Raw genomic sequence first — 24957 nt, forward strand, 5'->3', positions numbered from 1 at the left:
CGCGATACCAGCAGTCCCGCTCGATGTCGATTGAAGCATGAAAGACATCTGAATTAAGTCTTACCGGGAGCTGGACCGCGTTCGGTGATGACCTTGTCGATCAATCCATAAGCCTGCGCCATTTCACCGTTCATAAACCGATCGCGTTCAGTGTCTTCAGCAATCTTTTCAATCGGTTGTCCAGTGTGTTCAGCGAGAATCCGGTTTAGGGTATCGCGGATCGTGAGGATTTCGCGGGCATGAATATCAATATCGGTCGCTTGCCCTTGAAAACCACCGAGCGGTTGATGAATCATCATCCGCGAATGCGGTAAACAAAAGCGTTTGTCTTTAGCGCCACCGGCAAGTAATAACGCACCCATGCTTGCTGCTTGACCAATACACATGGTGCTGACATCGGGACGAATAAACCGCATGGTGTCATAAATTGCCATTCCTGCCGTTACGGAACCGCCGGGCGAATTGATATACAGATGAATATCCTTGTCAGGATTTTCCGATTCTAAAAACAGCAATTGAGCAACAACTAAATTCGACATGTGATCTTCAACTGGACCAACCAGAAAAATCACTCGCTCTTTTAATAGCCGTGAATAGATATCAAATGAACGTTCACCGCGTGCTGTTTGCTCAATGACAATGGGTACTAGCATTCCTTGTGGCTGCCAGTCAGTACGATGTTGGGAAGTGGCGATCATATTAAGGATTTAACCTGTAACAACTGAACTCTAGTCGCAAAATGTCGTTTGAAAATCACGACATTCTGCGCAATTGAATACTCAAATTGAGCGTTGATGTTATGCGATTTCTGGATTCACCAAGGTTGCAAAATCAAGTGCTTCATCTTCCACCTGAACCTGCTCCATCACCCAATCAACGACGGCATCTTCAAGCAACACTGCTTCAACTGTTTTAATGCGCTCGCGTTTGCTGTAATACTCCAGCACTTCCTGCGGATCATCGTAAGTTGACGCCATCTGTTGAATGCGTGCTTTGATCTGATTCGCTTCAACTTTCAGCCCTTGTTCGGTAATAATTTTGCCGAGAATAAGACCAAGTGCTACTCGTTTTTTTGCTTTGGATTCAAAGAAATCAACTGGAAACAATCCCACTAATCTGGGATCGAATTTTTTGTTCATACTCTCCGTGATATCAGCCACTTCTTCCTTGACCAATGCTGACGGCAAATCAAATGAATTGGCAGCATAAAGCACATCCATGACGCGCTCTTTCAATAGCGTTCTCACGCGATCTTTCAATTCGCGTTCCATATTCCCTTGCACATCAGCACGGAATCGCGCTAAATCACCGTCGTCAATTCCAAATGCTTGAATGAACTCTGCATCAATAATCGGTAGCGTTGGCTCCATCACCGCATTGATCGTCACTGCAAAATGCACTGGCTTTCCAGCGAGATGATCGGCGTGATAATCTTCAGGAAAAGTCAATTCAAGGTCGCGCTGCTCGCCGCTCGTCGCACCGATCAACCCAGCTTCAAAACCTTCAATCATTTCCGCGCTGCCCAACTCCAGCGTGACATTCGAACCCGACCCACCTTCAAATGGTTCGCCCTCGATAGTGCCGTCAAACGTAATCAGTACTTGATCGCCGAGCTGACAAGCGCGTTCAACTGACGTCCAAGTTTTCCGCTGCTCGCGCAGCCGCTCAATGACTCCATCCACATCCGCATCGGTCAATTCGCACACCGGACGCTTCAGCGATTGATCCGCGAGCGATACCAATTCAAATTCAGGCATCACTTCAAACGTTGCAGTGTATGCAAAACGTTGATCTGTAAGATTAATATCGAGTTCAATCTGCGGCATTCCGGCAGGCGTCAGCGATTCCTGTTCCACTGCATCGTTATAACTTGATTGCACCAATTCGCCCATCACGTCTTGTTGCACCCGATCGACAAACCGCTGGCGCACCACCTTCATCGGCGCTCGTCCCGGGCGGAAGCCGGGCAACGCGGCAGTCCGCGCAAGCTGTTGTAAACGCTTGTCAACTTCGACCGTCATCTGCGCAAAAGGCAACTCGATCTTCATCCGTCGCTCTAGCCCTTCGCCCGCTTCCACCGAAACTTGCATTCAATTTTCTCCCGTCGTTGCCGGATCAATTCCGCAGCCGACGTATTGTTGGATTCTGGCGCAAACACCACGTTTGCGCCTTCAAAAGCCGTTCAGTATAGCTTGCGACCTGTCAAGGCTCCACCGTCTAAATGACTTTGGAAAACCCAATTGGACCGGTTTTTGTCGCTAAATACGCATCAAATGCCATACAAATGTTGCGCACCAGCAAACGTCCTCGCGCCAAAATGCGAATCTGCGTGGGTGTAATCTCCACCAATCCGTCATTCGCCATGCCCTGAAGTTTGGTCAACGCATCAGCGAAATAATCCGCAAATTGAATACCCCAAGTTGCTTCGGCAACGCGAATATCCAACTGGAAATGACAAATCAATTTGGTAATCATATCGCGGCGAATGAGATCGTCACGGTTCAATTCAATGCCACGAAAGACTGCCAAATGCCCAGCATCAATGTCAGCGTAATACTCTTCCAATTCGCGGCGATTCTGTCCATAGGTGTTATCGACCTTGCCGATTGATGTCACACCAATGCCAATTAAATCGCAATCCGCATGAGTCGAATAACCTTGGAAATTGCGATACAACGTTCCCGCCTGCTGCGCCAGCGCCAATTCATCGTCAGGACGCGCAAAATGATCCATGCCGATGTAGACATAACCTGCTTCAGTTAAGCGGGAAATGGTCGATTGCAGAATATCCAGTTTCACTTCTGGCGCGGGCAAATCTGCGTCATTGATCCGGCGCTGCGGTTTGAAGCGTTCCGGCAAATGCGCGTAATTGAAAATTGACAGCCGCTGCGGATTCACTGCAATCACGCGTTCCAGCGTGTTGCTGAAACTTGCAACGGTTTGAAATGGCAAGCCGTAGATTAGATCAATGCTGGTTGAGCGAAAACCTTCGGCAATCGCTGCGTCAAGCACCGCCATTGTTTCCGCTTCGGTTTGTACTCGATTCACAGCAGTTTGTACTTTGAGATCAAAGTCTTGTACGCCAAGACTCATGCGATTAAAGCCGATATTGCGCAGCAATTTAACGGTGGACGCATCTGCTTCACGCGGATCAATCTCAATTGAAAATTCGCCTACATCATCGCCAGCTAAATCGAAATGACGGCGCGTGACATCCATCAATTCGCTCATCTGCGCGTGACTGAGAAAAGTCGGTGTGCCGCCACCCCAATGTAATTGTTCAACGCGCCGCGAGCGATCAAATAATGCGGACTGCATCGCCAATTCACGATATACCCGCTCTAAATATGGTGGTGCGAGCGAACGATCTTTGGTCGCAATTTTATTGCAAGCGCAGTAAAAACACACCGTGTCACAAAACGGAATGTGAAAATAAATAGAGAGTGGTCGTCCGCTGTCATTACTACGCGCACAAGCGGCTTTATATGCGGTTTCATCGAAGGCTTCGGAAAACTCAACTGCGGTCGGATATGACGTATAGCGCGGCCCGCTTTGGTCATAACGCCGAATCAATTCAAGATCAAAAGAAACGCTTTGTTCCACGGTGTTTGCTCCTGCCGTTAGATACCGTTTTGGTATTCGCTCGGCATCAATCGTAATGCCTATTTAGGCAGTTTCCCCGCCCACATCTAGCCCGTGCTGATGGGTTTCATTAATTTGTTTAAGCAGGGTATGAAATGGAATCTCGTCTGCGTATTGATGCGCTAGATTAATAAAAGGCAAATCTTCGCGCCCAAAGCTGTAATTCCCAGAGGTCATTGCGGCATACAACGCTTTAATGCCTGCGTCGAGCGGGTCGAGAAATGCGGGAAATGTGGCCAAGTTTTCGGTTTCGTATTCCAAACAATCACGCAGATCATCGACTTCAAACACCGCTTGTTTTACCCATTCGACGTATTCATCGACGCTGCGAGCACGTTGCAGACTCATGCGCGAAGTGCCTCATCAATTTGTGCTTGTGATTCAAGCAATTGAGCGCGGGTCAATAGAAAAACGCCCTCGCCGCCACGTTCAAATTCCAGCCAAGTAAACGGCACTTTGGGCAAACGTGATTCCAGTGTTGGCGCTGAATTGCCCACTTCGACGATCAAAATGCCGCCGTCGTTGAGATAGTCGGCAGCGACGCTGAGAATGTTCATCACGAGATCAAGACCATCTTCGCCGCCAAACAATCCCAGCGCCGGCTCGTTGTGATATTCCGCCGGCAGACTGTCCAATTCGGCGCGAGAAACGTAGGGCGGATTAGAGACAATCACATCGTAATGATGTTCGCTGAGTGCTGTAAAAAGATCGGATTCAAGCACTTGTACCCGGTCGGTGAGATGATGCTGCGCGACATTGTGCTGGGCTATTTCCAGCGCAGCGGGCGAAATGTCCACTAAATCAACGTCTACATCCGGCAAATAAATCGCGGCGGCAATGCCGATGCAGCCGCTGCCGGTGCACAAATCGAGCACACGCGTGATGCGTTCGCTGTCAATCCACGGATCAAAACCCGCTTCCACCAGTTCCGCAATCGGTGAGCGTGGAATCAGAACCTGTTGATTAACTGTAAATTCCAAACCGGCAAACCAAGCGCGACCGGATAAATAAGATGCCGGTAATCGCTCGGCAATGCGGCGCTCAATCAATTCACACACTGCAACGCGCTCCGCCGGCGTTAAACGACATTCGCGCAAACCCGGTGGCAATGCTGGCGCTAGATGCAGCGCACTCAGTACCAGATGCGTTGCCTCGTCGATGGCGTTGTCAGTGCCATGTCCAAAAGATAACTTTGCGGCATTGAAGCGACTCGCGCCCCAGCGTACAAAGTCTTGAATCGTAATTAAACCGTCCGGCTGCTCTGCCATTGGTCAGATGAGTCCTAATCAAAATGAAGAAAACGCGGTGATTGCCGCAAAAAAGAGGCAGACAAGGATACATCGCCCGCGCATCGCTTGTAATGGTTGCGGTAAAAACGACCGATTAGCGTAATGTTTGGTCAACAATCTATTCATCAATTCTGGATCACCGCAGATGCTTTCAACGATGCCTCGTTCCATTCTTATCACCGGCTGCTCCAGCGGGATCGGCTTGCATTGTGCGCGAGGGCTGGCGCAGCGCGGTTGGCAAGTGATCGCTTCGGCGCGGCGAGCAGAGTCAGTCGCGCAACTGCAACGCGAGGGATTTACGGCGATTGCGCTTGATCTTGATGATTCCGCCAGCATTCGCGCTGGTGTTGCCGAAACGCTGGCGCTGACGGGCGGGCGATTGGATGCGTTATTTAATAATGGCGCTTATGGGCAGCCCGGCGCAGTGGAAGACGTGCGCCGCGAAGTACTGCGGGCGCAACTGGAAACCAATCTGCTGGGAACGCACGAATTAACCTGTTTGGTGATTCCGTTCATGCGTCAGCAAGGTTTCGGGCGCATCGTGCACAACAGTTCGGTGCTCGGTTTCATGCCGCTGGCATATCGCGGCGCGTATGTCGCCAGTAAATACGCGCTGGAAGGTTTGACCGACACATTGCGGTTGGAACTGCGCGGCAGCGGAATCAGCGTGTCGCTTATCGAACCGGGTCCGATTCTCAGTCAATTTCGCGCCAATGCGCACCGCGCTTTTCTCGCCAATATCGACCGCGAACACAGTGTTCATCGCGCTGCCTATGAACGCGCCGAAGCGCGATTGACGAAACCGGGTCCAGCGCAGCCGTTCACGCTGCCGCCAGAAGCAGTGTTGCAAAAACTCATTCACGCGCTCGAAAGTCCACATCCGCGTTCGCGCTATGCCGTCACCGTGCCGACGCATTTGTTCGCAGTACTGAAACGGTTATTGCCGACATCCGCTCTGGATTGGGTGGTCACTTGGGTTTCTCGCGGCGGAAAAGGTTGATTTTTCATCAGCCCGCAAACACCAGCAGAAAGCAACTGCCACGCGGCTCATGCGGCGTGTACGTCAAACTAATGCCGTTGGTTTCCGCCAGCTCGCGGGCGATATACAACCCCAATCCCGTGCCATTCGTTTTGGTCGTATAAAACGGATTGAAAATTTCATTGACCACCGCTGGCGCAATGCCTGCGCCGACATCGCACACCGCCAATTGCACTGTTCCCGCAATTCCAGTGCTGCGCAGAATAATCAGTGGCGATTGTCCGCTGCGCTGTCCGTGAATCAGCGCGTTTTCGCACAAATTCGCAATGATTTGATGCAGATGGCGCGGATCAACATTTACCGTCACTGCGGTCGAATGCAGCCGCAATTGCAACGTCGCGGGATCGAGATCGTGACGTTCGCAAAATTCAGCGGCGAATTCTTCCAACCAAGTCGCCAACACCAACTGCGCTGGCTCGCGCTGATGACGCCGCGAGAGCTGCAACACGCTGTGCACCGTGTCTTCAATCCGCGCTCCGTTACGGCGAATGATGTCCAGCAAATGGCGGTCATCGTCGGTAAGCGCCGGATTTTCCGCTAATAACTGACTGGCATGAGTCATCGCACTCAACGGATTGCGAATGTTATGCGCAATGCTGGCAGTTAATGTGCCCAGCGCAGCGAGTTTAATCTGCTGCGCTTCTTTCATAACTTCTTGATTATCACGCAGATAAAGAATGATGCCGTTGGCGCGATCGACGCCGAGCGGTTTCGGAGAAACGCGAATTTCGCGGCGGTTGCAGTGCAGCAGCCAATCGGTTGGCGTGCTGACATTTGAACGCGCCAGCCAGCGATCCAACTCCGGCGATAACGCAGCCAGCGCCACGCCGCGCCGAAACTGTTTCACTTCCAACACGTCAAGCGCCGCTTGATTCAGCAGTCGCAAACGCCGCTCGCCATCGACGACCAAAATGCCGGTGTGAATACTGTGAATAATGAAATCATTGAGTTTGGACAGATCATCAATATCCACCTTGCGCCGCGCCGCAAGTGCCTCTGCCGAACGCACCCGCCGATACAGCACATGCGCCATCACTGCGACGGTAAAAAAGAGCAGCCCCAATAAACCCGCTTGCGTGAACGTGGTTGCCAGCGGTTGATTTTGTAGCACCGAATAACTCTGCTGCGCGATCACTGCCAACGACGCAATCGCAGCAAACAGCAACGACAGCCGTCCTTCCATCATCAGCGCCGCCGCTGCGACTGCGACCGCCAGTAACATCCCCAAACCGCTAGCAATACCGCCTGCCGTGTGCATCAATAGGGTATAAACGACAATATCAATAAAAATAGCAATTTGTACTTGCCGCACTCGCTGTGGTCGTTGTCTGAACAGACTCAAACCACCAAGCAGCATTAACAGTGAATAACACTGTAGAATAAACCAACTAATGCGAACGTTGCCTTTATCAATCACTGGCGCCATAAATGGCGATGAAAATACCCAAATTAAACCAAGTAAAATTAGGCAGCGAAAAACAAAAAGCCAACGTAATGCACCCCAAGTAGGATGTTGGCTAAAAGTGACAGGTGACATCATTATCAAAAGATCAATAAGTTGTGTCTTGCTTCATAATAGCCGATCAATTCGCGCTTGCATTAATCCCAGCATTTGCATTCCCAAATTAAGTGCCTGTTCAGCAAAGGTTTCTAAGTCGCCCCAGCCGTCACCAGTGTCTAATACTTCAGTCATGTTTTCATTCACAACCCGCAACCGATAGGCGCCATCTGCGCGTTCATTCGGTGGCGTATGCTCGGCGCATACGTAAAGCACTGGATCGCGCTGTCCAGTGGGAACCCATGCCAAGATGTAGCGATAAGACTGATGATCACCGCTGTCAATTTCACCCAATAACGCAGCAGTATAGTTGCCAATTTGATAGCGGCGTTTTGGAATTGCAGTTTTAATTAAAGGACGATTTTGCATTTATAAATACTCCGTTTAATCGGTGAAATGTTGGCGCGGTGTCATGATTTTTTTTGCGCTTGTTTAATGCAGTTCAAATAATCAGTTTCGCTGAAAGGTTGTTGATTGCGTTGTAGCGTCCAAATCCCTTCTGCCAAGCAATCCATCATGCGATGTTCTGTTTCATGCGGATTGCGCAAACGGCGTAATAATTTGTGATGCAGCGACCGAATACCGACCGGTTGATCAATACCGATTTGTTCACGAATAGCTAAATGCAAACCCATGTGTAAAAAGGGATTGGTCATGCCCAATTCTGGTGAAAAATCCTGCGCCAGCGCGTCATCATTCATATTCATAAATGATTGATATTCAGGATGTTGGCGCAGAATATCAAAAATCTGCATTTGCAGTGGTTCTAATGGCAATCCGGCTTGGGCGCGTTGCCAAGTGTCAATAAATACTCGTCGTTGACTGCTGCGATCTGATGACAACATGCGTGATTTCCGTAGTGCATTAAACCAGTGATTGCGCCAGCGCGACGGCGGCATTCAGGCTGCCGAGATCGGCGCGATTGGTTCCCGCCAGTTCCAACGCCGTGCCGTGATCGACCGAGGTGCGAATAATCGGCAGCCCCAGCGTCACATTCACTGCGCGTCCAAAACCGAGATGTTTGAGTACCGGCAGCCCTTGATCGTGATACATCGCCAGCACTGCGTCTGCGCCAGCCAAGCGCGTCGGCACAAATACGGTGTCGGCAGGCAGCGGACCGATCAACTGCATTCCTTCTGCCCGCAGCGTTTCCAACACCGGAATGATGATGTCGATTTCCTCGCGCCCCAGATGACCGCCTTCGCCGGCGTGTGGATTGAGGCCGCAGACCACAATGCGCGGCGCGATCACACCAAATCGGTGCACCAAATCGCGGTGCAAAATGCGAATCACAGCGGTGAGATGTGCGGCAGTGATGGCGCGACTGACCTCGACCAGCGGCAAATGTGTCGTCACCAGCGCCACGCGCAATTCCGGCGTCGCCAGCAGCATCACCGGCTGGGCAGCGCAGCGTTCGGCGAAAAATTCGGTGTGACCAGTAAACGGCAGCCCTGCGTCGTTAATCACGCCCTTGTGCACTGGCGCAGTGACCACGCCCGCAAAAGTTCCGTCTAAACAACCGTCACAGGCTCGCGCCAGCGTTTCCAGCACATAATCGGCATTGGCAGAATTGAGCTGACCGGCAATCACCGGCTGGCGCAATTTGACTGGTAAAACATACAGTTGACCGGCAACGCTCGGTTGCGGCGCAGCGGCAGGATCAAACGGCAAAATCTCCAGCGCCAGCCCAAGTCGCTGCGCTCGCGCTGCCAACAAATCGGGATCGGCGACAGCGACGAGTTGAAATCCCCCCCAGCCCCCCTTTTTCAAAGGGGGGAGATTTAGGTCTTCCTTTTTCAAAAGGGCTGGATTTTGCAAAAGAGGGAGGTTTAAGCCCCCCTTTGGAAAAGGGGGGTTGGGGGGATTTGTCAAAACCGGGCAGTTGGGGGGATTTGTCAAAACCGGGCGGTTAGGGAGATTTGCAGCCAGCCGCACCACCAAATCTGGACCGATGCCCGCCGGTTCGCCCGGCGTAATGGCAAGACGTTGAATAAAATCAATCATGTGCAGAATCGAGCCGAATTTCCACATAAGCCTCGTCGCGTAACTGCCGCAACCATTCTTCAGTCGCCTCCTCCGCTTTTCGGCGCTGCAACGCTTCCCGTGCTTTGACCCGCAACAAATCGGCGCTGGTGTCCTGACTCCGCCGCTCCAACACCTGCACCAGATGCCAACCAAACGGCGTTTTGAACGGTTCACTGACTGCGTTAGGCGCGAGCACATTCATGGTGTTTTCAAAATCCGGCACGGTATCGCCGGGATTCACCCAGCCGAGATCACCGCCTTTGAGCGCCGAACCGGTGTCATCGGAATGTGCGCGAGCGAGCGTCGCAAAATCCTCGCCGTTGAGCACCCGCTGGCGCAGTTGTGACAACCGCCGTTTCGCGTCCTCATCCGAAACCAATTCATTGGTGCGGATTAAAATATGTCGTGCTTTGGTTTGATTGACATTTTTCGGTGTTGCGCCCTTGATGTCGCGCAGTTTAATAATGTGAAACCCGCTGGCGTTGCGCAGCGGAGCACTGATTTCACCTTCCGTCATCGTGGTCGCCAAATCGCCCACCAACGCCGGCACTGCGCCCATTTCAAACCAACCGAGATCGCCGCCTTCGAGCGCATTGCGTCCATCAGATTCGCGCACTGCCGCTCACTGAAATCTGCGCCGCGCCGCAATTCAGCCACCAGACGATTGGCTTTTGCTTCGGCAGTGCTGATTTGTTCCGGCGTGGGATTTTCCGGCAGCGCGACCAAAATATGCTGCAACCGCACCTGCTCGCGTTCATTAACTGGCTTGATTCTTTGGCTAAAAGCGATCATTTCTGCTCGGTGACGCGAATTTTGCTGACAACTTCCTGATTTTGCAGACGACTGTTGAGAATCTGCGAGCGCGTATCTTCGCGGAAATCATTAAAACGAATGCCGCCAGCTTCCAACGTTTTTTGCAAATCATCGAGATTAAGATTATTGCGTTTGGCAATGCTGGTAAGCGCCTCGTTGAGCGTCGCATCATTGATTTCAATCCCGACTTCTTTGGCGCGTAATCGCTGCAACCGTTTCAAAATCAGTCGGTCGAGCACCTGTTTTTCCAACTGCGCTCGCGGCGGTTCAGCGGTTCCCTGCTGGCGCAACTGCGGCAGTACCAAATTGATTTCCTTATTCAATTCGCTGCGCACCACCACATCGTCGTTGACCACTGCGATGATCGCATCGAGCGATTCGTTGCCGAGTTGGGCGACGGCGTGCTGGCGCTGAATGTCAGTAAGACCGCGACCATCAGTAGATGCAGTCGATTAGTTGGTTTGATAACCATAAATGCCTCGTTCGAGCAGTTGATCAATGCGGTTTCCAAAAGAACCCAGCCCCGCTAATTCCAGTTGCAGCATCACGCTGGTGCTGCCGGGTTGATCGGCGCTGCGTTTGAGATGTTGTCCCAGCAGCCGCAAGCGCCAGCAACAGCGCCCAATCTCCACGCCAGCGAACGCTTCCACTGTTTCATCGTTGAGCAGCGAATACAGCCAGCGCCCCACCAATTTCACCGCGAACCCAGCGGAATTTGAAACGCCAAATCCGTATCTTCGTAGCGTTCAGCGGTTTGCGTGCCGAGGTTGTAACGATACGCCAGATTGAGCAAATGATTGGAATCAGGGGCATAACGCAGTTGTAAAACCTGTTTTTCCCATTTTGAATTAGCGCGTTGTGGATTCCATTGCGCATTGAGTACTGCGCTCCAATTCGGCGTGAGCAGCGCCGATAATTCACCCGCCAGCGCCGATTGCGTATCGCTGTCCACAGCATCGCCGTCCAATTGCACCCGCCGATCTGCAAAATAAAATACCTGACCCAAGCTGGCGCGAAACAATTCGGTGCCGCGTTGACTGGCAATCGTGCGCGAGGTGAGACCGAGCGTGAGCCGATGTTCGTCGCTGATGCGGTCGTAACCGGTGAAACGGCTGGCGCGAAACAGGCTGGCAAAACTGAAATCCAACGCAGTGGTATCAAAACGCGGATTTTCTGATTGGTCGGCATAAGCGGTGCGCACGTAATACAGACGCGGTTCCAGTGTTTGCAACATGCGTTCGTTAAACCAGCGATGTTCGCGCTCAAAATCAATTTGCCGTCAAGGTCAAAACTGGGAATTAAATACGTTGGTTCCGTTGCCCAGCCAGCGGTTTGATCGACTAAATCGTATTCGGTGTAAAACAGCCGAGTGCGCGGAATCAAATAACCAAAGCTCTGGCGCAGCGGCAGACGCAGGCTGGGGACGGCGACGAAACGACTGCCGTGCACGGCTGCGTTGTGATCAAAATAGTCGTATTGCGTGTTGATGCTGTATTCCAACCAATCGTGCCAGCGATTGGATCGACCGTAAATGCGAGGTGCGGCAACTGTCCGTAAGGACGATCTGCTGGCGCGATACCGGTGTCAACTGTTTGAAATTCCTGCATTCGTGTCAGCAGATTCCAGCCGTCGCCGGTGTAAGTCAAATCTGCGCGGCGCGTGAGATTGCGCAGACTGGTGATGTCCAGTCGATTGCCAAATTCCTGCAAATACTGGTCATCGGACACTGCCGAATAATCCACCACTGACGACCACCGCGCCCCAAATTGACCGTGCTGTTCGATCCGCAGCGCATCGCGTAAACCTTGCTCGGGCGCTCGGCGATCATGCGGTAACACTTCCGCATTCACTTCCAACTCCTGCATCGCGCTGAGATAACGCACCTGTGCGCCCAGCATCAGTCCGCGAGTGCTCATGTAACGCGGTGTCAACGTCGCATCCAAATTGGGCGCGATGTTCCAGTAATACGGCAGCGTGATGTCGGTTCCAGTTTCGTCGGACGAGCCAAAGCTGGGCGTTAACAATCCGCTGCGCCGTCGCCCATCAATCGGGAAACGCAGATAAGGCGTGTAGAAAATCGGAATATCCGCAATGCGCAGCCGCGCATGATGCGCCGTGCCCATGCCGCTCACTTGATCCAGCTCCAGCGTGCTGGCTTTCAACGACCAATCGGAACGTCCCGGCGGGCAGGTGGTGTACAGAATGTTTTGATAGCGACTGACTTGCTCCGGCAATAACCACGCATGTTCAGCCTCGCCGCGCAGATTGGCATTGCCCGATAACCGATAACGGGCGTGGTCGATGCTGCCCTGTTGGTGGTCAGGTTGTATTCCGCTGCGTCACCCGTCAGGCGCAATTGCGGCGTTTCCAAATACAGCGCACCGCAGCGTTGATCTGTCCGCTGCGGCGGTCATAACGCGACCAGTCGGCTTCCACCCGCTGATTCTGCTGGCACAGCGCAATATCACCTTGTAATTCAATGATGTTGGTGCGTTGATTGCCGTCGATGCGATTGGCAACGATGTCAATGGGTTGCTGTTTCGTCTCTGTGAATTGCACTCGCGGATTGATCGCGCCAGCGCCAGGAATCGGGCCGCACACTTCCCACTGCAAACCTTGATGCAGCCGCTGCTCCTGCTGCGCGGCATCGGCAATCGGCAACTGCGGCGTGTCACCGCGCAACATCGGCAGTGCTTCGGCAGCCGCTGCGCCAGCCGGAGGATTGACCGGTAACGTCGGCAGCAGTGCGGGCAAAAGTGGCGAATTCGCAGGCAACGACGGCAACTTGGCGCGAGTGGTGTCAATCGGCGCTGGCGCGAGTCGGGGCGGATTGATTGGAATCTCGGCATTTTCAACTGGCGGTGTGGCAGTGATCGCGGGAACTGGCGGCGGTTCAGAACTGCGCTGGGGCGCGTCGGCAGCGGTTGCCGGAGTGACAACAGTCACGAAAAGCATCGCCCACGCACTGCGTTTGAAATCAACCAAAATCGACATTGCAATGAACAAGCTCGTGGCTGGTGGTGGACGCATGGATGTGATGCTGCAAACATGGCACAGACCAATCCGGTCGGCAATCCTGATGCAGATGGTCGATCATCGAATTTTACGGCGAATGGAGCAATTAAGTGATTGATAATCATGCACGAACTGCGGCATTACGCGAGTGGCTGACCGCGCAACTGCGCACTGACAATTGGACACTCGCGCCCGCTTCAGCGGATGCCAGTTTTCGCCGCTATTGGCGCGTCACCCAGCCGGAGCGCACCTTAATTGTGATGGACGCGCCGCCGCCAGAACATTGCGGACGCTTTGCCGAGTTAGCGCGGGACTGGCGCGGCATCGGTCTCAACACGCCGGAAATTTATGCCGCAGATCAAACGCAAGGTTTTTTACTGCTCACCGATTTTGGCAACCAGACTTATCTCGACGTGCTCACCGCCGCCACTGCCGACCGGCTGTATGGCGACGCGCTCGGCGCACTGGCGATCATTCAAGCCTGCGGCGCGACTGCCGACTTGCCCGTTTACGATGCGGCATTTTTACAACGCGAGCTGGCGCTGTTTGATGAATGGTTTATTGAAAAATTGCTCGGTTTAGAGCTGACTGCTGCCGAGCAAACGCTGCTGGCGCAGGTCAATAACCTGTTGATTGCCAACGCGCTTGAACAACCGCAGGTCTGCGTTCACCGCGATTTTCACTCGCGCAACCTGATGTTCACCAAGCGCGGCAATCCCGGCGTGTTGGATTTTCAAGACGCTGTGCTGGGGCCGGTGACTTACGATTTGGTATCGCTGTTGCGCGATTGCTACATCGCGTGGCCAGAGCAGCGAGTGACGGAATGGGCGCTCGGTTATCACCAGCTCGCTCGGCAAACGGGGATTTTGCGGACGGAGCAGCCGGAGCAATTTCTGCGGTGGTTTGATCGGATGGGAATGCAGCGGCATCTCAAAGTGTGCGGCATCTTTGCGCGGCTGCATTTGCGCGACGGCAAATCGCAATATCTCGCTGATGTGCCGCGCATTTTGAATTATCTCGTGGCGGTCGCGGGGCGCGATCCTGAATTGACGGCGTTGCAGCAGTTTTTAATCGAGCGGGTGCTGCCGTTTTATTGATAAAAAAAGCCGGGGATTCCGGCTTTTTTCTCTGATACCTTGCTACCAAGGTATATCGTCATCGTCAACTTCTATATCTGTGAGTGGTTTTCCATGTTGTATTTGTCCAAACCACTCGAATTGACTAATTGTTTCCAATGCAATTTCAAGAATATCATCTGCGATATAGCCGAATTGTTCAACTTCATTGGCAAATTCAAAGTTACAACAACAAGAATTGCTGTCGTAGAAAAGAGAGTAAACATACGATGCTAAAGATTGCTGATATGCGGATTCAGAAAAATTGATCATTTCAGTGATTTCCCTTTCGCTGTCATGTCTGCTCACAATTGTGATTCCGTTTATCTTTTGACCATTGATCCGTGCTATTTGACTGCTAAGTGGTTGATATTGTTCATCGCGCCACTCGTGTTCAGGTTTGCATAAGTTTGCAATAGATTGGATTGCATTTTCTAATTCGATACGAAAAAACTCACGATCCGCTCTGTGGCGGTAGACAGAGAGGTTTTGATGAATTTGGGTTTCGAGTCTTTTTGCATTTTCAGCGAGACAGTAGTATTCAAGTTTGAAAGGCTCTGGAACACCAGTGGTAAAAAGTTCATCGACTCGCTCTGTCGGAACTTTTACGGAATAGCCGATTTTTAATAAACCGGGCATTGCCATATTGCGACAAATGTAAATAAACCCTTTTGCCATTTAACTGTTTCCTCGCGTGGTTCGGTGGACTGAATTGGGTTTAGTGCCATGATCAACAGGATTTCGTGGCTTTTATTCTTTGCTTTGCAAAGAGATTAGGTTTTTGTCCTATTAACTATGGCACTACCAAACTTGGAACATCTACAGAGGAAACTCATGCTAAAACCAAAAAATGTGGCAGGTTAGTTAAGCAAAATCCCTCCAATTGAAACCGCACATTTAATCCAGCGTAGCGCGTAACAATTCCGGTGCCACCTCACCCGTGACAACTGCCGTGCCCAATTGCTGCAATAACACCAGCCGCAATTGCCCGTTGAGCACTTTTTTATCCACCGCCATCAATTCCAAAAACCGCTCGGCAGATAAATCGCTCGGCGGCGCAACTGGCAAACCCGCAGCAGCAATCACCCGCCGCACTCGCGCCAGCGCCTCCGCCGTCAACCAGCCCAGCCGCGCCGATAACTCAGCCGCCAACACCATCCCCGCGCCGACCGCCTCGCCGTGCAGCCAGTTGCCGTAACCGGTGCCGGTTTCAATCGCATGACCGAAGGTGTGACCGAAATTGAGCAGCGCCCGCTGCCCAGATTCGTGCTCATCGGCGGCGACGATCTCCGCCTTCACCTCGCACGAGCGCCGGATCGCGTGCGCCAGCGCCGCCGGTTCTCGCGCCAGCAACGCCGGCAATTGCGCCTCCAGCCAGTCTAAAAACGCAGCATCGCGGATAAAACCGTATTTCAGCACCTCCGCCAATCCCGCCGACAACTCGCGCTGCGGCAGCGTGGCGAGCGTCGCCGTGTCGGCAATCACGGCGCGAGGCTGATAAAACGCGCCGATCATATTTTTGCCCAGCGGATGATTGACGCCGGTTTTGCCGCCGACCGACGAATCGACCTGCGCCAGCAGCGTGGTTGGCACCTGAATGAACGCGACGCCGCGCTGATAACAAGCTGCCGCAAAGCCCGCCATATCGCCGATCACGCCACCGCCGAGCGCAATCACCGTGCAATCGCGGCTCATCCGCGCCGTCAGCAGCGCGTCAAAAATCTGGTTCCACACCTCCAGCGTTTTGTACTGCTCGCCGTCGGGCAGAATCACCTCGCGCACCGTGACGCCGGTCAACGCCGAGCGCAGCGTCGCCAAATACAGCGGCGCGACCGTCTCATTGGTGACAATCAACACTTGAGCGCCAGCCAGATGCGGGCGATACAGCGCCGCCTCTGCCAGCAGCCCGCTGCCGATGTGGATGGGATAACTGCGCGATCCCAGATCAACTTTGAGCGTGTGCATGATCGACAACCTCCGCGCTCAAGCGTCTTCAGAAGTCAGACGGCGCATGATTTCTTTAATCACCGCACTGGTGCCGCGCTTCTCCGTTGACACCACCATATCAGCGACTTGGCGATACAGCGGCTCGCGTTCTTCCATGACCTGCCGCAGTTTTTCTAGTGGGTCTTCGGTCTCCAATAGCGGGCGATTGCGGTCGCGGGAAGTGCGCGAAAACTGCTGTTCTGGGCTGCAATGGAGATAAATCACCACGCCGCGAGCGGAGAGATTTTGGCGATTTTCCGGGCTGAGAACCGCGCCGCCGCCGGTCGCCAGCACGATGCGTTCTTCATTCACCAGCTCTTCAATGATTTGACGTTCGCGGTGGCGAAACCCAGATTCGCCTTCAAATTCAAAGATGGTTGGAATATCGACACCGGTACGCCGCTGGATTTCTTGATCGCTGTCCTTGAACGTATAAGACAGGACTTCTGCCAGTTGCCGACCAACCGTACTTTTGCCGGCACCCATTGGGCCGACGATAAAAATGTTCTGTGCACGCATCATAAGCAAACGATATGCCAGATTTCAGCGCGTGGGCGGAGTTACAAAACCCGTGCCGGTGCGCATTGGATGAAGGGGAGACAGGCGTTTGTGCTGCCTGTCGTGCGCCAAGTGGATCAAAAGCAGTCGAAACAGCGACGAGTGGCTGATCGCTGTGAACATTCTAGCGACATTAACCACTGATGCGACCTTGCACGGGCGAAAAAAATCCCTGTCAAGTGGTCGCACCGGCAGCCGGAGTTGTTGCGTGGTGGCGAGTGATGAAAAAAAACAACACGCCAAAACTCATAATGATGCAGCCAATAAAGAGCGGACCAGAAAGCGTACTAATGGTAATGGCAGCGGCAAACGCTAATGGACCGAGCATTTCACCAAGATTACCCAATAAATCATAATAACTAATGGCTTGATCTTCACCTGCTTCAAGCGCGACTTTGGATTGTAGAAAAACATCGTTTTGTGCTGGAACACTAAATCCTTCGGCAATCCCCATCGTGATAATTGCCAGCACTGCCCAAGGTAAATCACCTAATAACCCAAATAAAATTAAACCGCCACCGCAAAAGATGGTACCAATGAACATCCCACGATGTGAGCCAACGGAACGCCCGATATAATTGGTGAGCACTGGACCGAGATAAATCACGCAGAGCGAACCAAAAATAATAAATAATCCAATCGTTCCCGTGCTTAATCCTTGGCTTTCCGCAAATAATGGAAAATAGTAAAAAGTAAACGCTGCTGCAATATAAGCAGGAAATACAATTAGCAAAAAGAGTGCTAGGTTGTGTGGATCGGTGATCAATAAGCGCAATGCTTGCCCCATTCCAAGTCGCGGTGCAAGATGCAATGCAGTATTCGATTTGGCGATAGATGGTTGTTTTAAGAAGATTAATTGGAAAACCACGACAATAACCACAAATAACGCTGAAACCAGAAATACTGGTGAATAGCCAATGCGTTCCGCCAGCGCACCACCAAACACTGCGCCAACGGCTGTACCTGCCGTCATTCCAGAATAAAAATGGCTAAATCCTTGATTGCGAATAATGATGTCATGTTCTGAATTAACTAATGAACGCAGGGCAAAAAAGACCAAACCACTGCCTATTCCGGTTAACAATCTGGCGATACCGAGAAGCTGCATTGAATCTGCGCCACCCGAAAGTAATAATCCGGTCACTGCGAGATCAGCACCAACATAAAACACCATTTTCCAACCAAAACGAGCGACTAAAATACTGCCTAAAATGCTTGCCATGCCAAGACCAAAAAGTTCCAGTGATAGCGGAAGAGCTAATACCATTTCCATAGATAACCGGGTACGGGTTGATAAAGGCGTTTCATCATCAACGGAATAAATGATACAGAAACTGCCACGCTGCTAAAAAACAAAAAACTCAATGGACGAACTAATAGAACATCAGAAATAATGCTGCTCTTTCGATGGCGCATTGCACGTTGTTTAAGCACATCGACCATGTATGCAACTTCAACTAAAACTAGAATTAATACAATTAACATGGTGGTCAGATTAACGACCATTTCACGAATCAATTCCTCGTTTTCTAATTGAAAAATATAGAGATCAGTTCCCGATTCAATCAGCGCTACAACATTGCCATCTTTATCTTTAATTGGACCAACGCCATAAATCCATGATCCGGTAACATCTGTTACTGCTTCGGCGGCAACTTTACCTGCAAGTGCTTGATCATAAACGCTGCCAGTGTCGAGCCAATCGAAAGGATGAAACATTCCGATTTGCGCATTCATATACATAAAACCGTAAAGACGTTCATTGCTAACGCGATACAGTGCGAAATAATAACCTTCGCTCCAATTCGCATCGTTGTTGACAAACATTGCGGTTAACGTATTGCGCAGCGCCATGTAATCGCTATTGCCAAAATCGCTGAGATTATTAATGTTGCTGAAATGCTCGGTATCGAGGGCGTCTGGTGCTAACGTGATGATCTCTTTAATTTTTTCGATGACTAAATGGCGATCAGTCACGACATTGAGCACAAACAGGCGTCCGGCTTCATCGACAGCCAGATCTTGGCATAGAAAAAGCGCCCCGGCTCCCGGCTGCCACCGTCAATACGATATTGGAATTGCCCGTGCGTGATCGGTTTTGAGAATACGGCGCTGCGCAGTGTCGGTGAGGTAAACCGCGCTATTGCCATCGCGCACAGCAAACGTCGGATAACTGAACGTGATGTCAGTTCGCCAGCGGTGAATGAAACGCGCCAAACGGCAAACCTTTGAGATAAAGCACGGCGGCACATACGGAAAGCGCAAAGCCGATGCGCTTGAGAACCCGCGATGATCGGCGCTGATCAATACCGAGTTCCCAAGGCACAATTCGCGGCTGACCGTCTGGCGTCGCGTCGTGCGTGGCAAATAACAGTGCGGTTTGTCCGGTGCGTTCCAGCCGCACCACCTGCCCCTGCTTGTCGGAATAAATCACAGCATCTGCGCCAGCTTGGACAATGTCGCCAATTCTGAAATTGGCATGAGGCAGTGGATATTGATTTCCGCGCTGGGTCTCACCGGTCGCAATGACATGGTGCTGCGCAGTGATTTCAGTCGCGGTCACTTGAAACCACGACAACACGCCAGCGGTGATGTTTAATCCGACCACTTCGCCGCGCAGTCCCAGCTCCGGTTTTTTTTCTTCTGGACGAAACAGGCGCTGATACACCATGCCGTCATAATGTGACCATCGGGGGTAAACCGCAGAATTTCTTCTCGATCCACATAAAAACCCCGGCGATCAGTCACGACATTGAGCACAAACAGCCGCCCAGCTTCATCCACCGCAAGATCGTTGGCATAGAAAAAGCGCCCCTGCTCCCGGCTGCCACCGTCAATACGATATTGGAATTGTCCGTCGTGATTGGTTTTGAGAATACGGCGCTGCGCAGTGTCGGTGAGGTAAACCGCGCTATTGCCATCGCGCACAGCAAACGTGGGATAACTCAACGTGATGTCGTCGCCAGCGGTGAATGAAACGCGCCAAACGGCAAACCTTTGAGATAAAGCACGGCGGCACATACGGAAAGCGCAAAGCCGATGCGCTTGAGAACCCGCGATGATCGGCGCTGACCCAGCAGCAGCACGATGATTCCGAGCACTAAGCCAACCGCACGCCGCCAAGAAACAGTTGCATTTGCACATCTTGAATGCACTTGGCGCAGTTGGCAGCGCAGCAGCTGCCTCTGGCGCAGGAGAGTAACGCCAAACCAACCAAGCGCCAGCACGCCCGCAACTGATTGTTAAAACTATTTTTTTCATACGAAATAAGCGTCCACAATATCTTCCAGACTCTGCCGGACAATGAGCAAAGAAGTCAGTGCTGGGTGTAAGCAGTCAAAACGCACTTCAGGATGCGGCGGTGGTGCGCTCATCACTTTAGAATCAATCGGATGACCAAGGCGCACGATGGCAATGCCGTTAGAAATGCGCATCATCGGTGCGCCCGCAAATAAACCCGTTCCCCGATAGTCACCGCGCCACTCGCCAAGTTTGCCGCCGAAATGACCCAGCCACGTTTCGACATCCAGCACCTCGTAAACCTGTTGTTTGATTTTCGCCTTGAGACGAATGCCATATCTTGGCTCAAAAATGCGCGGCGGCGGCGATCAATCATCGCTGCGTCGTCATGTTGGAAATCTAAATAGGCTTCTAAACGTGCTCGCTGGCGCGTGGCGTCAGTCGCTTGCGTTAAATCTTGCGGTTGATAAACGACGTTACCGGCTTCAATGGCGGTGATGGTGTCCACCAGCGTGGTAACGCCTAGCTGCGTTAATGCTCGAAACACTTGCGGCGGCGTCATGCAGTTGGTGAGTGGCAATTCGGGCGTGATTGCCACAATCGCACCTCATCAAATTTTTCTGTGACGAGATGCACCGTGCCGTGAGTGGACGCTCGTCCTTCTAAAATGGCAAAAGTATCTGGTTCCATTCCTTTCAATGCTGGCAACGGTCCGGGATGAAAATTGAGAAACCACGTGTTGGCAATTCAAACAGCACTGGCGGCAGCCAGTCACCGTAAAAACAGATGCCGAGATCGGGCTCACGCTGGCGCAGCAGTTTCAGCCAAGCGGAAAACCGCATTTGAAATGCTGGATCGCTCAGTGCTGCCTGTATCTTCCGCCGTGATTGGTTTAATTCTGGCAGCAACAACTGCACTGGAATCTGCTGCTGCTCTGCTACTGCGGCGAGCGGATCGCCAGCGGCGACGATTAACGTTACAAGCTGATGCGATGAACCCAGCAGATGCAGCAGTTGTTTTCGGTAATCAATCCGCCACTCTGGGCAGCATGAGCCAGTCAACAATAATAATTTCATGGAGTTACTGCTGTGGGTAGGCGGTCGCGGTTCCACAGTCCAACCAGTGTTGAGAGCAGCAAAATTAACGACAACACCGCAAGTCCCACTGTTACCAATAGCGCCAAATTACGCGACTGTTCGAGGCTCTCAAAATCGGCACGTAATTGTAGCGAGCTAATATCCACGCCTAACACGCCAATAGAATGACCATCATTACCTCGGATTGGCGCGTAACCAGACAACGCAATTCCCCATTGATCCAGATTTTCAGTTGTTTTATCTGCCGTTGGTTTTTGAAAACCCAGCAACATCGCCGGATAAGGCGTGGCATCAAAAGGATCGCCTGGCATTGATGGTGCTTCATCGGTATCAACGAGACCGTTTTGATTCAAATCTAATTCGGCATCGGATAAAAAACTGGCATTGGTGACAACAAATTCTAATTGGGGATCGTTGCGGCGCGGCTGGCGCAGAATGTAGAGAAAACGCACTCCAGTCGTGGAGTGGCAAATTGTGTTCAATTGGGCAGCAAGTTGCCGAGCGCGGACGTGATTGCGTGATCCTGAATCAATTGCGGTTTCAACCAGCGTAGGATCAATCATCATGGTGGAAAGCGTGGCAATGTCGATGACTTTACGACGAATTTCACCCATTAAGGCATTTTCTGCGGTGGTCGTGAGCAGCGACACTGCCGCATATAATCCCGTCATCATTAACAGAATCAATGCCAGCCCCACTGCGAGTGCTTCTTTACGCGCCTTCATCGCTCGCCCAGCAGCTTCCCACAGATGATAACGGCGAGCAGTGACGGGCAATCCACCGAGTGAACGTCGCAAATCCTCCGCCATTTCAGCGGCAGTGGCATAGCGTTGTGCTGGGTCTTTAAGCAACGCTTTGAAGCAGATGGCTTCTAAATCCGGGGAGATGTTGATTCCCAGCGTTGACGGTCGCGGGGGCGTTTGATGAATGACTGCGCCGATCACATCCTCGGTTGTTTTCCCGTTGACGGGAGCGCGACCAGTCAAGCCGTAATACAGAGTGGCGCCGAGTGAATAAATATCCGAGCGCGTATCGGGAAGCTGGCTGCCGTTTAACGCTTGTTCCGGTGACATAAAAAACGGACTGCCGATAATGCGTTCATCGCCGACATGATGACGATACTGTTCGCCAGCTTGACGGCGCACTGCCAGCCCAAAATCGCTGACTTTCGGTTGTCCGGCGCGACTCAGCAGAATGTTGGCGGGTTTGAGATCACGGTGAATCACGCCGCGAGCGTGGGCGTAGGCAATGCCATCGCAGATTTCAGCCATCAAACTGGTGAGATGCAGCGGCGTGAGCCAGCCTTCGCCGAGCATTTCGGTCAATGTGCGTCCCGGCACATATTCCATCACGATCACCGGCGTTGCGCCGACGGTGAGAATTTCAAACACTTGCACCAAATTCGGATGTTGTAGCCCCGCTGCAACTCGGGCTTCGAGGCGCAGCCGCGACACCCAATCGGCATCGCAAACCAATTCCGGCAAAATGGTTTTGATGGCAACGCGCCGTTCTAAATCCGTATCCGTCGCCAAAAAGACCTGTCCCATGCCGCCTGCGCCAAGTTCGCGCTCCAGCCGATAACGCGGCTGCAAACCAAGACGCAAACTTTCCAGACTCATCGGTTCGACCATCACCGGCTGAACGATGGTTGAATCAAAATCCATGGCAAAAAACCTTGAACATTAAGGTGCTGCGGAAGTTATCAGTTTTCAGTCACTGGCGTATTTACTGCGCCAACTGCCAACTTCCGTCAAATATGGATTTGCGGTTGTCTGTTTGCAACAACGCCGCATGACGCGGCGTTAATTGTCAATAAAATCAAACAGCAACATAAGGCAGATATTCGGGAATAAACATTCGCGCTCGAATAAACGCCTCTAAATCCGCTGGGCGTTCAATTCCGGCTAAACCTTCCGCAAACGCCAATTCACATACTGCAACGGCAATCTGTACGGAAATCTCGCGGATCAGCGTGAGATCGGGATACAGCCGTCCAACCGCCAAACTGTCCTCGCCAACCAGTCCGGCGAGAGTGCGAGCAGCAACATAAAACATCGCATCCGTCACTTTGCTGGCTTGGCAACTGACCACGCCCTGACCCACGCCGGGGAAGATGTACATGTTGTTGCATTGTCCTGGCACGAGCAGATGTCCGCCGCGAGTGACTGGCGGAAACGGACTGCCGCTGGCAAATAACGCTGCGCCATTCGTCCATTCATACGCTTGCTCCGCCGTGCATTCCGCTTTGCTGGTCGGATTTGACAGCGGAAATAAAATCGGGCGTTCGCAATAACTGTGCATCGCCCGCACCACCGCTTCGCTGAAACTGCCCGCTTGCCCGCTGACACCAATCAAAATCGTGGGGCGCACTGCGTGTATCACCGCCAATAAATCCGGCAACGGCGCAGAATCCTGCGCGAAGGGGCGCTTGTGTTCCGACAGGCTATCAAGCCGATCCAGCGTCACCAAACCTTGCGAATCCAGCGTCCAAATCTGCCGCCGCGCTGCATCCAGCGTCATGCCTGATTCCGCCATCATCCCCGCGACGAAGGTATCCGCGATGCCCCGCGCTGCCGCGCCAGCACCCAAAAACACAATCCGCTGCTCGCTCAACGTCTGTTTGGTAATCCGCAGCGCACTGAGAATGCCCGCCAGCGTGACTGCGCCAGTGCCTTGAATATCATCGTTAAAACACAGCACTTGGCGGCGATACCGCTCCAGCAATTGAAACGCTTGATCGTTAGAAAAATCTTCAAACTGAATCAGCGCATGTGGCCAACGAGCGTGAACGGCGCGAATAAATGCCTCTACCACCGTTTCATACGCCGGACCGGTCAAACGCGGCAGGCGGCGTCCGAGATACAGCGGATCGTCGCGCAGCGCCTGATTATTGGTGCCCATATCCAACAAAATCGGCAATGTCCGGCGCGGTTCCAATCCTGCGCCGACCACATACAGCGACAGCTTGCCGATGGGAATGCCCATCCCGTTCGCGCCCAGATCGCCTAAACCGAGAATCCGGCTGCCGTCGGACACCACGATGATTTCGACCTCATCTTCCGGCCAGTTTTGCGCCATTTCCGCAAAGTGCGCGACATCATCGGCGCTGAAATACATGCCGCGACTGCGTTGATAAATATGAGAAAACTGGCTGCACGCCAGCCCAACAACCGGCGTGTAAATGATCGGCGTCATCTCGTTGAGATGCGACAACAGCACGCGGTAATAAAGCGTTTCGTTGCGGTCGTGGAGCGTTTCCAGATAAGTGTAGCGATCCAGATCATCGTGCTGGCGCTGGAAATTTTGCAAAATGCGCCGCTCTTGATCTTCAATATCAACCACTTGCGGCGGCACCAGCCCGCGCAAGCCCAAGGTGGCACGTTCATTGACTGTAAAACCGGTGCCCTTGTTGAGCAGCGGATCGCGGACAAGATCAAGACCGCGTTTATAAACCGGCAACGGAGCGCCAGCGGCAAGTGGACTGGTAGAATCGGTCATCAGGTCAAACTCCCAGCGGGTTACGGTTGCGTTGGCGCAAAGGCGCGACCAACGCGGAATTCAAAGGCGCATTCTAGCGCGT

At 52.4% G+C, this 24957-nt stretch carries 33 protein-coding genes and 1 pseudogene; 3 read left to right on the forward strand and 31 right to left on the reverse strand.

The window, feature by feature from the left end:
- Nucleotides 1-53 precede the first annotated feature (53 nt).
- The 5 genes from clpP to prmB all read right to left on the reverse strand — a co-directional run bounded on the left by clpP (nucleotide 54) and on the right by prmB (nucleotide 4910).
- Entirely contained in the window at nucleotides 54-653 is a 600-nt protein-coding gene (gene clpP / locus CXB77_RS06525; protein ID WP_197711021.1) for an ATP-dependent Clp endopeptidase proteolytic subunit ClpP, read from the reverse strand.
- Nucleotides 654-797: 144 nt separating this feature from the next.
- Nucleotides 798-2090: a trigger factor gene (gene tig, locus CXB77_RS06530; RefSeq protein ID WP_105073257.1), complete on the reverse strand. Its 1293-nt coding sequence runs from the start codon at nucleotides 2088-2090 to the stop codon at nucleotides 798-800.
- A gap of 127 nt (nucleotides 2091-2217) precedes the next feature.
- On the reverse strand, nucleotides 2218-3603 hold the full coding sequence (gene hemN, locus CXB77_RS06535; protein WP_105073258.1) for an oxygen-independent coproporphyrinogen III oxidase: 1386 nt from the start codon (nucleotides 3601-3603) through the stop codon (nucleotides 2218-2220).
- A gap of 63 nt (nucleotides 3604-3666) precedes the next feature.
- The gene (locus tag CXB77_RS06540; RefSeq protein WP_105073259.1) at nucleotides 3667-3990 is read right to left on the reverse strand and encodes a general secretion pathway protein GspF; all 324 of its coding nucleotides are present in this window, start codon (nucleotides 3988-3990) and stop codon (nucleotides 3667-3669) included.
- Nucleotides 3987-4910, reverse strand: coding sequence for a 50S ribosomal protein L3 N(5)-glutamine methyltransferase (gene prmB, locus CXB77_RS06545; protein ID WP_105073260.1), 924 nt, complete (start codon nucleotides 4908-4910; stop codon nucleotides 3987-3989). The genes CXB77_RS06540 and prmB overlap by 4 nt, the downstream gene beginning before the upstream one ends.
- A gap of 178 nt (nucleotides 4911-5088) precedes the next feature.
- On the opposite strand from prmB, the gene CXB77_RS06550 reads away from it, so the two are divergent.
- Nucleotides 5089-5931: an SDR family oxidoreductase gene (locus CXB77_RS06550; protein WP_242445505.1), complete on the forward strand. Its 843-nt coding sequence runs from the start codon at nucleotides 5089-5091 to the stop codon at nucleotides 5929-5931.
- A gap of 7 nt (nucleotides 5932-5938) precedes the next feature.
- Here the strand turns inward: CXB77_RS06550 and CXB77_RS06555 are convergent, their stop codons facing one another.
- The 11 genes and pseudogenes from CXB77_RS06555 to CXB77_RS21430 all read right to left on the reverse strand — a co-directional run bounded on the left by CXB77_RS06555 (nucleotide 5939) and on the right by CXB77_RS21430 (nucleotide 13360).
- Nucleotides 5939-7282 carry a sensor histidine kinase gene (locus CXB77_RS06555; protein ID WP_242445506.1) on the reverse strand — a complete coding sequence of 448 codons (1344 nt, stop codon included), beginning with the start codon at nucleotides 7280-7282 and terminating at the stop codon, nucleotides 5939-5941.
- A gap of 258 nt (nucleotides 7283-7540) precedes the next feature.
- The gene (locus tag CXB77_RS06560; RefSeq protein ID WP_105073263.1) at nucleotides 7541-7897 is read right to left on the reverse strand and encodes a hypothetical protein; all 357 of its coding nucleotides are present in this window, start codon (nucleotides 7895-7897) and stop codon (nucleotides 7541-7543) included.
- Nucleotides 7898-7938: 41 nt separating this feature from the next.
- The gene (locus tag CXB77_RS06565; RefSeq protein WP_105073264.1) at nucleotides 7939-8373 is read right to left on the reverse strand and encodes a DUF1841 family protein; all 435 of its coding nucleotides are present in this window, start codon (nucleotides 8371-8373) and stop codon (nucleotides 7939-7941) included.
- A 19-nt stretch (nucleotides 8374-8392) separates the two neighbouring features.
- Entirely contained in the window at nucleotides 8393-9532 is a 1140-nt protein-coding gene (gene pdxA / locus CXB77_RS06570) for a 4-hydroxythreonine-4-phosphate dehydrogenase PdxA (protein ID WP_105073265.1), read from the reverse strand.
- Nucleotides 9525-10169 carry a peptidylprolyl isomerase gene (locus tag CXB77_RS21400; RefSeq protein WP_242445507.1) on the reverse strand — a complete coding sequence of 215 codons (645 nt, stop codon included), beginning with the start codon at nucleotides 10167-10169 and terminating at the stop codon, nucleotides 9525-9527. Before CXB77_RS21400 ends, pdxA begins: the two co-directional genes overlap by 8 nt.
- On the reverse strand, nucleotides 10067-10345 hold the full coding sequence (locus tag CXB77_RS21405; protein ID WP_242445508.1) for a hypothetical protein: 279 nt from the start codon (nucleotides 10343-10345) through the stop codon (nucleotides 10067-10069). Before CXB77_RS21405 ends, CXB77_RS21400 begins: the two co-directional genes overlap by 103 nt.
- Complete coding sequence (locus tag CXB77_RS21410; protein WP_242445509.1) at nucleotides 10342-10722, reverse strand: SurA N-terminal domain-containing protein; 381 nt, start codon at nucleotides 10720-10722, stop codon at nucleotides 10342-10344. Before CXB77_RS21410 ends, CXB77_RS21405 begins: the two co-directional genes overlap by 4 nt.
- Before the next feature lie 96 nt (nucleotides 10723-10818).
- A complete protein-coding gene (locus CXB77_RS21415) occupies nucleotides 10819-11055 on the reverse strand; it encodes a hypothetical protein (protein ID WP_242445510.1) in 237 nt (78 codons plus the stop codon).
- Between the two features lie 5 nt (nucleotides 11056-11060).
- Nucleotides 11061-11854, reverse strand: a pseudogene (locus CXB77_RS21420) (LPS-assembly protein LptD).
- Entirely contained in the window at nucleotides 11746-12600 is an 855-nt protein-coding gene (locus tag CXB77_RS24530) for an LPS-assembly protein LptD (protein WP_431520709.1), read from the reverse strand. The pseudogene CXB77_RS21420 and the gene CXB77_RS24530 overlap by 109 nt, the downstream one beginning before the upstream one ends.
- A 112-nt stretch (nucleotides 12601-12712) precedes the next feature.
- Entirely contained in the window at nucleotides 12713-13360 is a 648-nt protein-coding gene (locus tag CXB77_RS21430) for a hypothetical protein (protein ID WP_242445511.1), read from the reverse strand.
- A 4-nt stretch (nucleotides 13361-13364) separates the two neighbouring features.
- On the opposite strand from CXB77_RS21430, the gene CXB77_RS22985 reads away from it, so the two are divergent.
- Both CXB77_RS22985 and CXB77_RS06585 read left to right on the forward strand, forming a co-directional pair.
- Nucleotides 13365-13499, forward strand: coding sequence for a hypothetical protein (locus CXB77_RS22985; RefSeq protein ID WP_277949363.1), 135 nt, complete (start codon nucleotides 13365-13367; stop codon nucleotides 13497-13499).
- On the forward strand, nucleotides 13495-14478 hold the full coding sequence (locus CXB77_RS06585) for an aminoglycoside phosphotransferase family protein (RefSeq protein WP_105073485.1): 984 nt from the start codon (nucleotides 13495-13497) through the stop codon (nucleotides 14476-14478). The genes CXB77_RS22985 and CXB77_RS06585 overlap by 5 nt, the downstream gene beginning before the upstream one ends.
- Before the next feature lie 42 nt (nucleotides 14479-14520).
- On the opposite strand, the gene CXB77_RS06590 is transcribed toward CXB77_RS06585, so the two are convergent.
- The 15 genes from CXB77_RS06590 to CXB77_RS06650 all read right to left on the reverse strand — a co-directional run bounded on the left by CXB77_RS06590 (nucleotide 14521) and on the right by CXB77_RS06650 (nucleotide 24875).
- Nucleotides 14521-15174 carry a GIY-YIG nuclease family protein gene (locus CXB77_RS06590; protein WP_105073266.1) on the reverse strand — a complete coding sequence of 218 codons (654 nt, stop codon included), beginning with the start codon at nucleotides 15172-15174 and terminating at the stop codon, nucleotides 14521-14523.
- Between the two features lie 219 nt (nucleotides 15175-15393).
- The gene (gene aroB, locus CXB77_RS06595) at nucleotides 15394-16461 is read right to left on the reverse strand and encodes a 3-dehydroquinate synthase (RefSeq protein WP_105073267.1); all 1068 of its coding nucleotides are present in this window, start codon (nucleotides 16459-16461) and stop codon (nucleotides 15394-15396) included.
- Between the two features lie 18 nt (nucleotides 16462-16479).
- Nucleotides 16480-17004: a shikimate kinase AroK gene (aroK, locus tag CXB77_RS06600; protein ID WP_105073268.1), complete on the reverse strand. Its 525-nt coding sequence runs from the start codon at nucleotides 17002-17004 to the stop codon at nucleotides 16480-16482.
- A gap of 211 nt (nucleotides 17005-17215) precedes the next feature.
- Entirely contained in the window at nucleotides 17216-18313 is a 1098-nt protein-coding gene (locus CXB77_RS06605; protein ID WP_105073269.1) for an MFS transporter, read from the reverse strand.
- The gene (locus CXB77_RS06610) at nucleotides 18298-19029 is read right to left on the reverse strand and encodes a hypothetical protein (RefSeq protein ID WP_146108744.1); all 732 of its coding nucleotides are present in this window, start codon (nucleotides 19027-19029) and stop codon (nucleotides 18298-18300) included. The genes CXB77_RS06605 and CXB77_RS06610 overlap by 16 nt, the downstream gene beginning before the upstream one ends.
- A gap of 72 nt (nucleotides 19030-19101) precedes the next feature.
- Nucleotides 19102-19257: a hypothetical protein gene (locus tag CXB77_RS19635; RefSeq protein ID WP_172452575.1), complete on the reverse strand. Its 156-nt coding sequence runs from the start codon at nucleotides 19255-19257 to the stop codon at nucleotides 19102-19104.
- Nucleotides 19226-19708, reverse strand: coding sequence for a hypothetical protein (locus CXB77_RS06615; RefSeq protein ID WP_172452576.1), 483 nt, complete (start codon nucleotides 19706-19708; stop codon nucleotides 19226-19228). Before CXB77_RS06615 ends, CXB77_RS19635 begins: the two co-directional genes overlap by 32 nt.
- Nucleotides 19636-19989: a hypothetical protein gene (locus CXB77_RS06620; protein ID WP_105073272.1), complete on the reverse strand. Its 354-nt coding sequence runs from the start codon at nucleotides 19987-19989 to the stop codon at nucleotides 19636-19638. The genes CXB77_RS06615 and CXB77_RS06620 overlap by 73 nt, the downstream gene beginning before the upstream one ends.
- Nucleotides 19986-20141: a hypothetical protein gene (locus tag CXB77_RS19640; protein ID WP_172452577.1), complete on the reverse strand. Its 156-nt coding sequence runs from the start codon at nucleotides 20139-20141 to the stop codon at nucleotides 19986-19988. The genes CXB77_RS06620 and CXB77_RS19640 overlap by 4 nt, the downstream gene beginning before the upstream one ends.
- Nucleotides 20142-20297: 156 nt before the next feature.
- Complete coding sequence (locus CXB77_RS06630; protein WP_105073274.1) at nucleotides 20298-20477, reverse strand: hypothetical protein; 180 nt, start codon at nucleotides 20475-20477, stop codon at nucleotides 20298-20300.
- Nucleotides 20474-20878, reverse strand: a complete 405-nt coding sequence (locus CXB77_RS06635) for a hypothetical protein (RefSeq protein WP_146108746.1) — start codon at nucleotides 20876-20878, stop codon at nucleotides 20474-20476. The genes CXB77_RS06630 and CXB77_RS06635 overlap by 4 nt, the downstream gene beginning before the upstream one ends.
- Nucleotides 20839-20970 (reverse strand): hypothetical protein, encoded by a 132-nt coding sequence (locus CXB77_RS22990; RefSeq protein ID WP_277949364.1) that lies wholly within the window; start codon nucleotides 20968-20970, stop codon nucleotides 20839-20841. Before CXB77_RS22990 ends, CXB77_RS06635 begins: the two co-directional genes overlap by 40 nt.
- A 5-nt stretch (nucleotides 20971-20975) precedes the next feature.
- Nucleotides 20976-21356, reverse strand: a complete 381-nt coding sequence (locus tag CXB77_RS06640; RefSeq protein ID WP_105073276.1) for a hypothetical protein — start codon at nucleotides 21354-21356, stop codon at nucleotides 20976-20978.
- Entirely contained in the window at nucleotides 21353-23041 is a 1689-nt protein-coding gene (locus CXB77_RS06645; protein WP_105073277.1) for a serine/threonine-protein kinase, read from the reverse strand. The genes CXB77_RS06640 and CXB77_RS06645 overlap by 4 nt, the downstream gene beginning before the upstream one ends.
- Before the next feature lie 154 nt (nucleotides 23042-23195).
- Nucleotides 23196-24875 carry an NAD-dependent malic enzyme gene (locus CXB77_RS06650; RefSeq protein WP_105073278.1) on the reverse strand — a complete coding sequence of 560 codons (1680 nt, stop codon included), beginning with the start codon at nucleotides 24873-24875 and terminating at the stop codon, nucleotides 23196-23198.
- Nucleotides 24876-24957 lie beyond the last annotated feature (82 nt).

Source organism: Chromatium okenii, assembly GCF_002958735.1.
GTDB classification, from domain to species: domain Bacteria; phylum Pseudomonadota; class Gammaproteobacteria; order Chromatiales; family Chromatiaceae; genus Chromatium; species Chromatium okenii_A.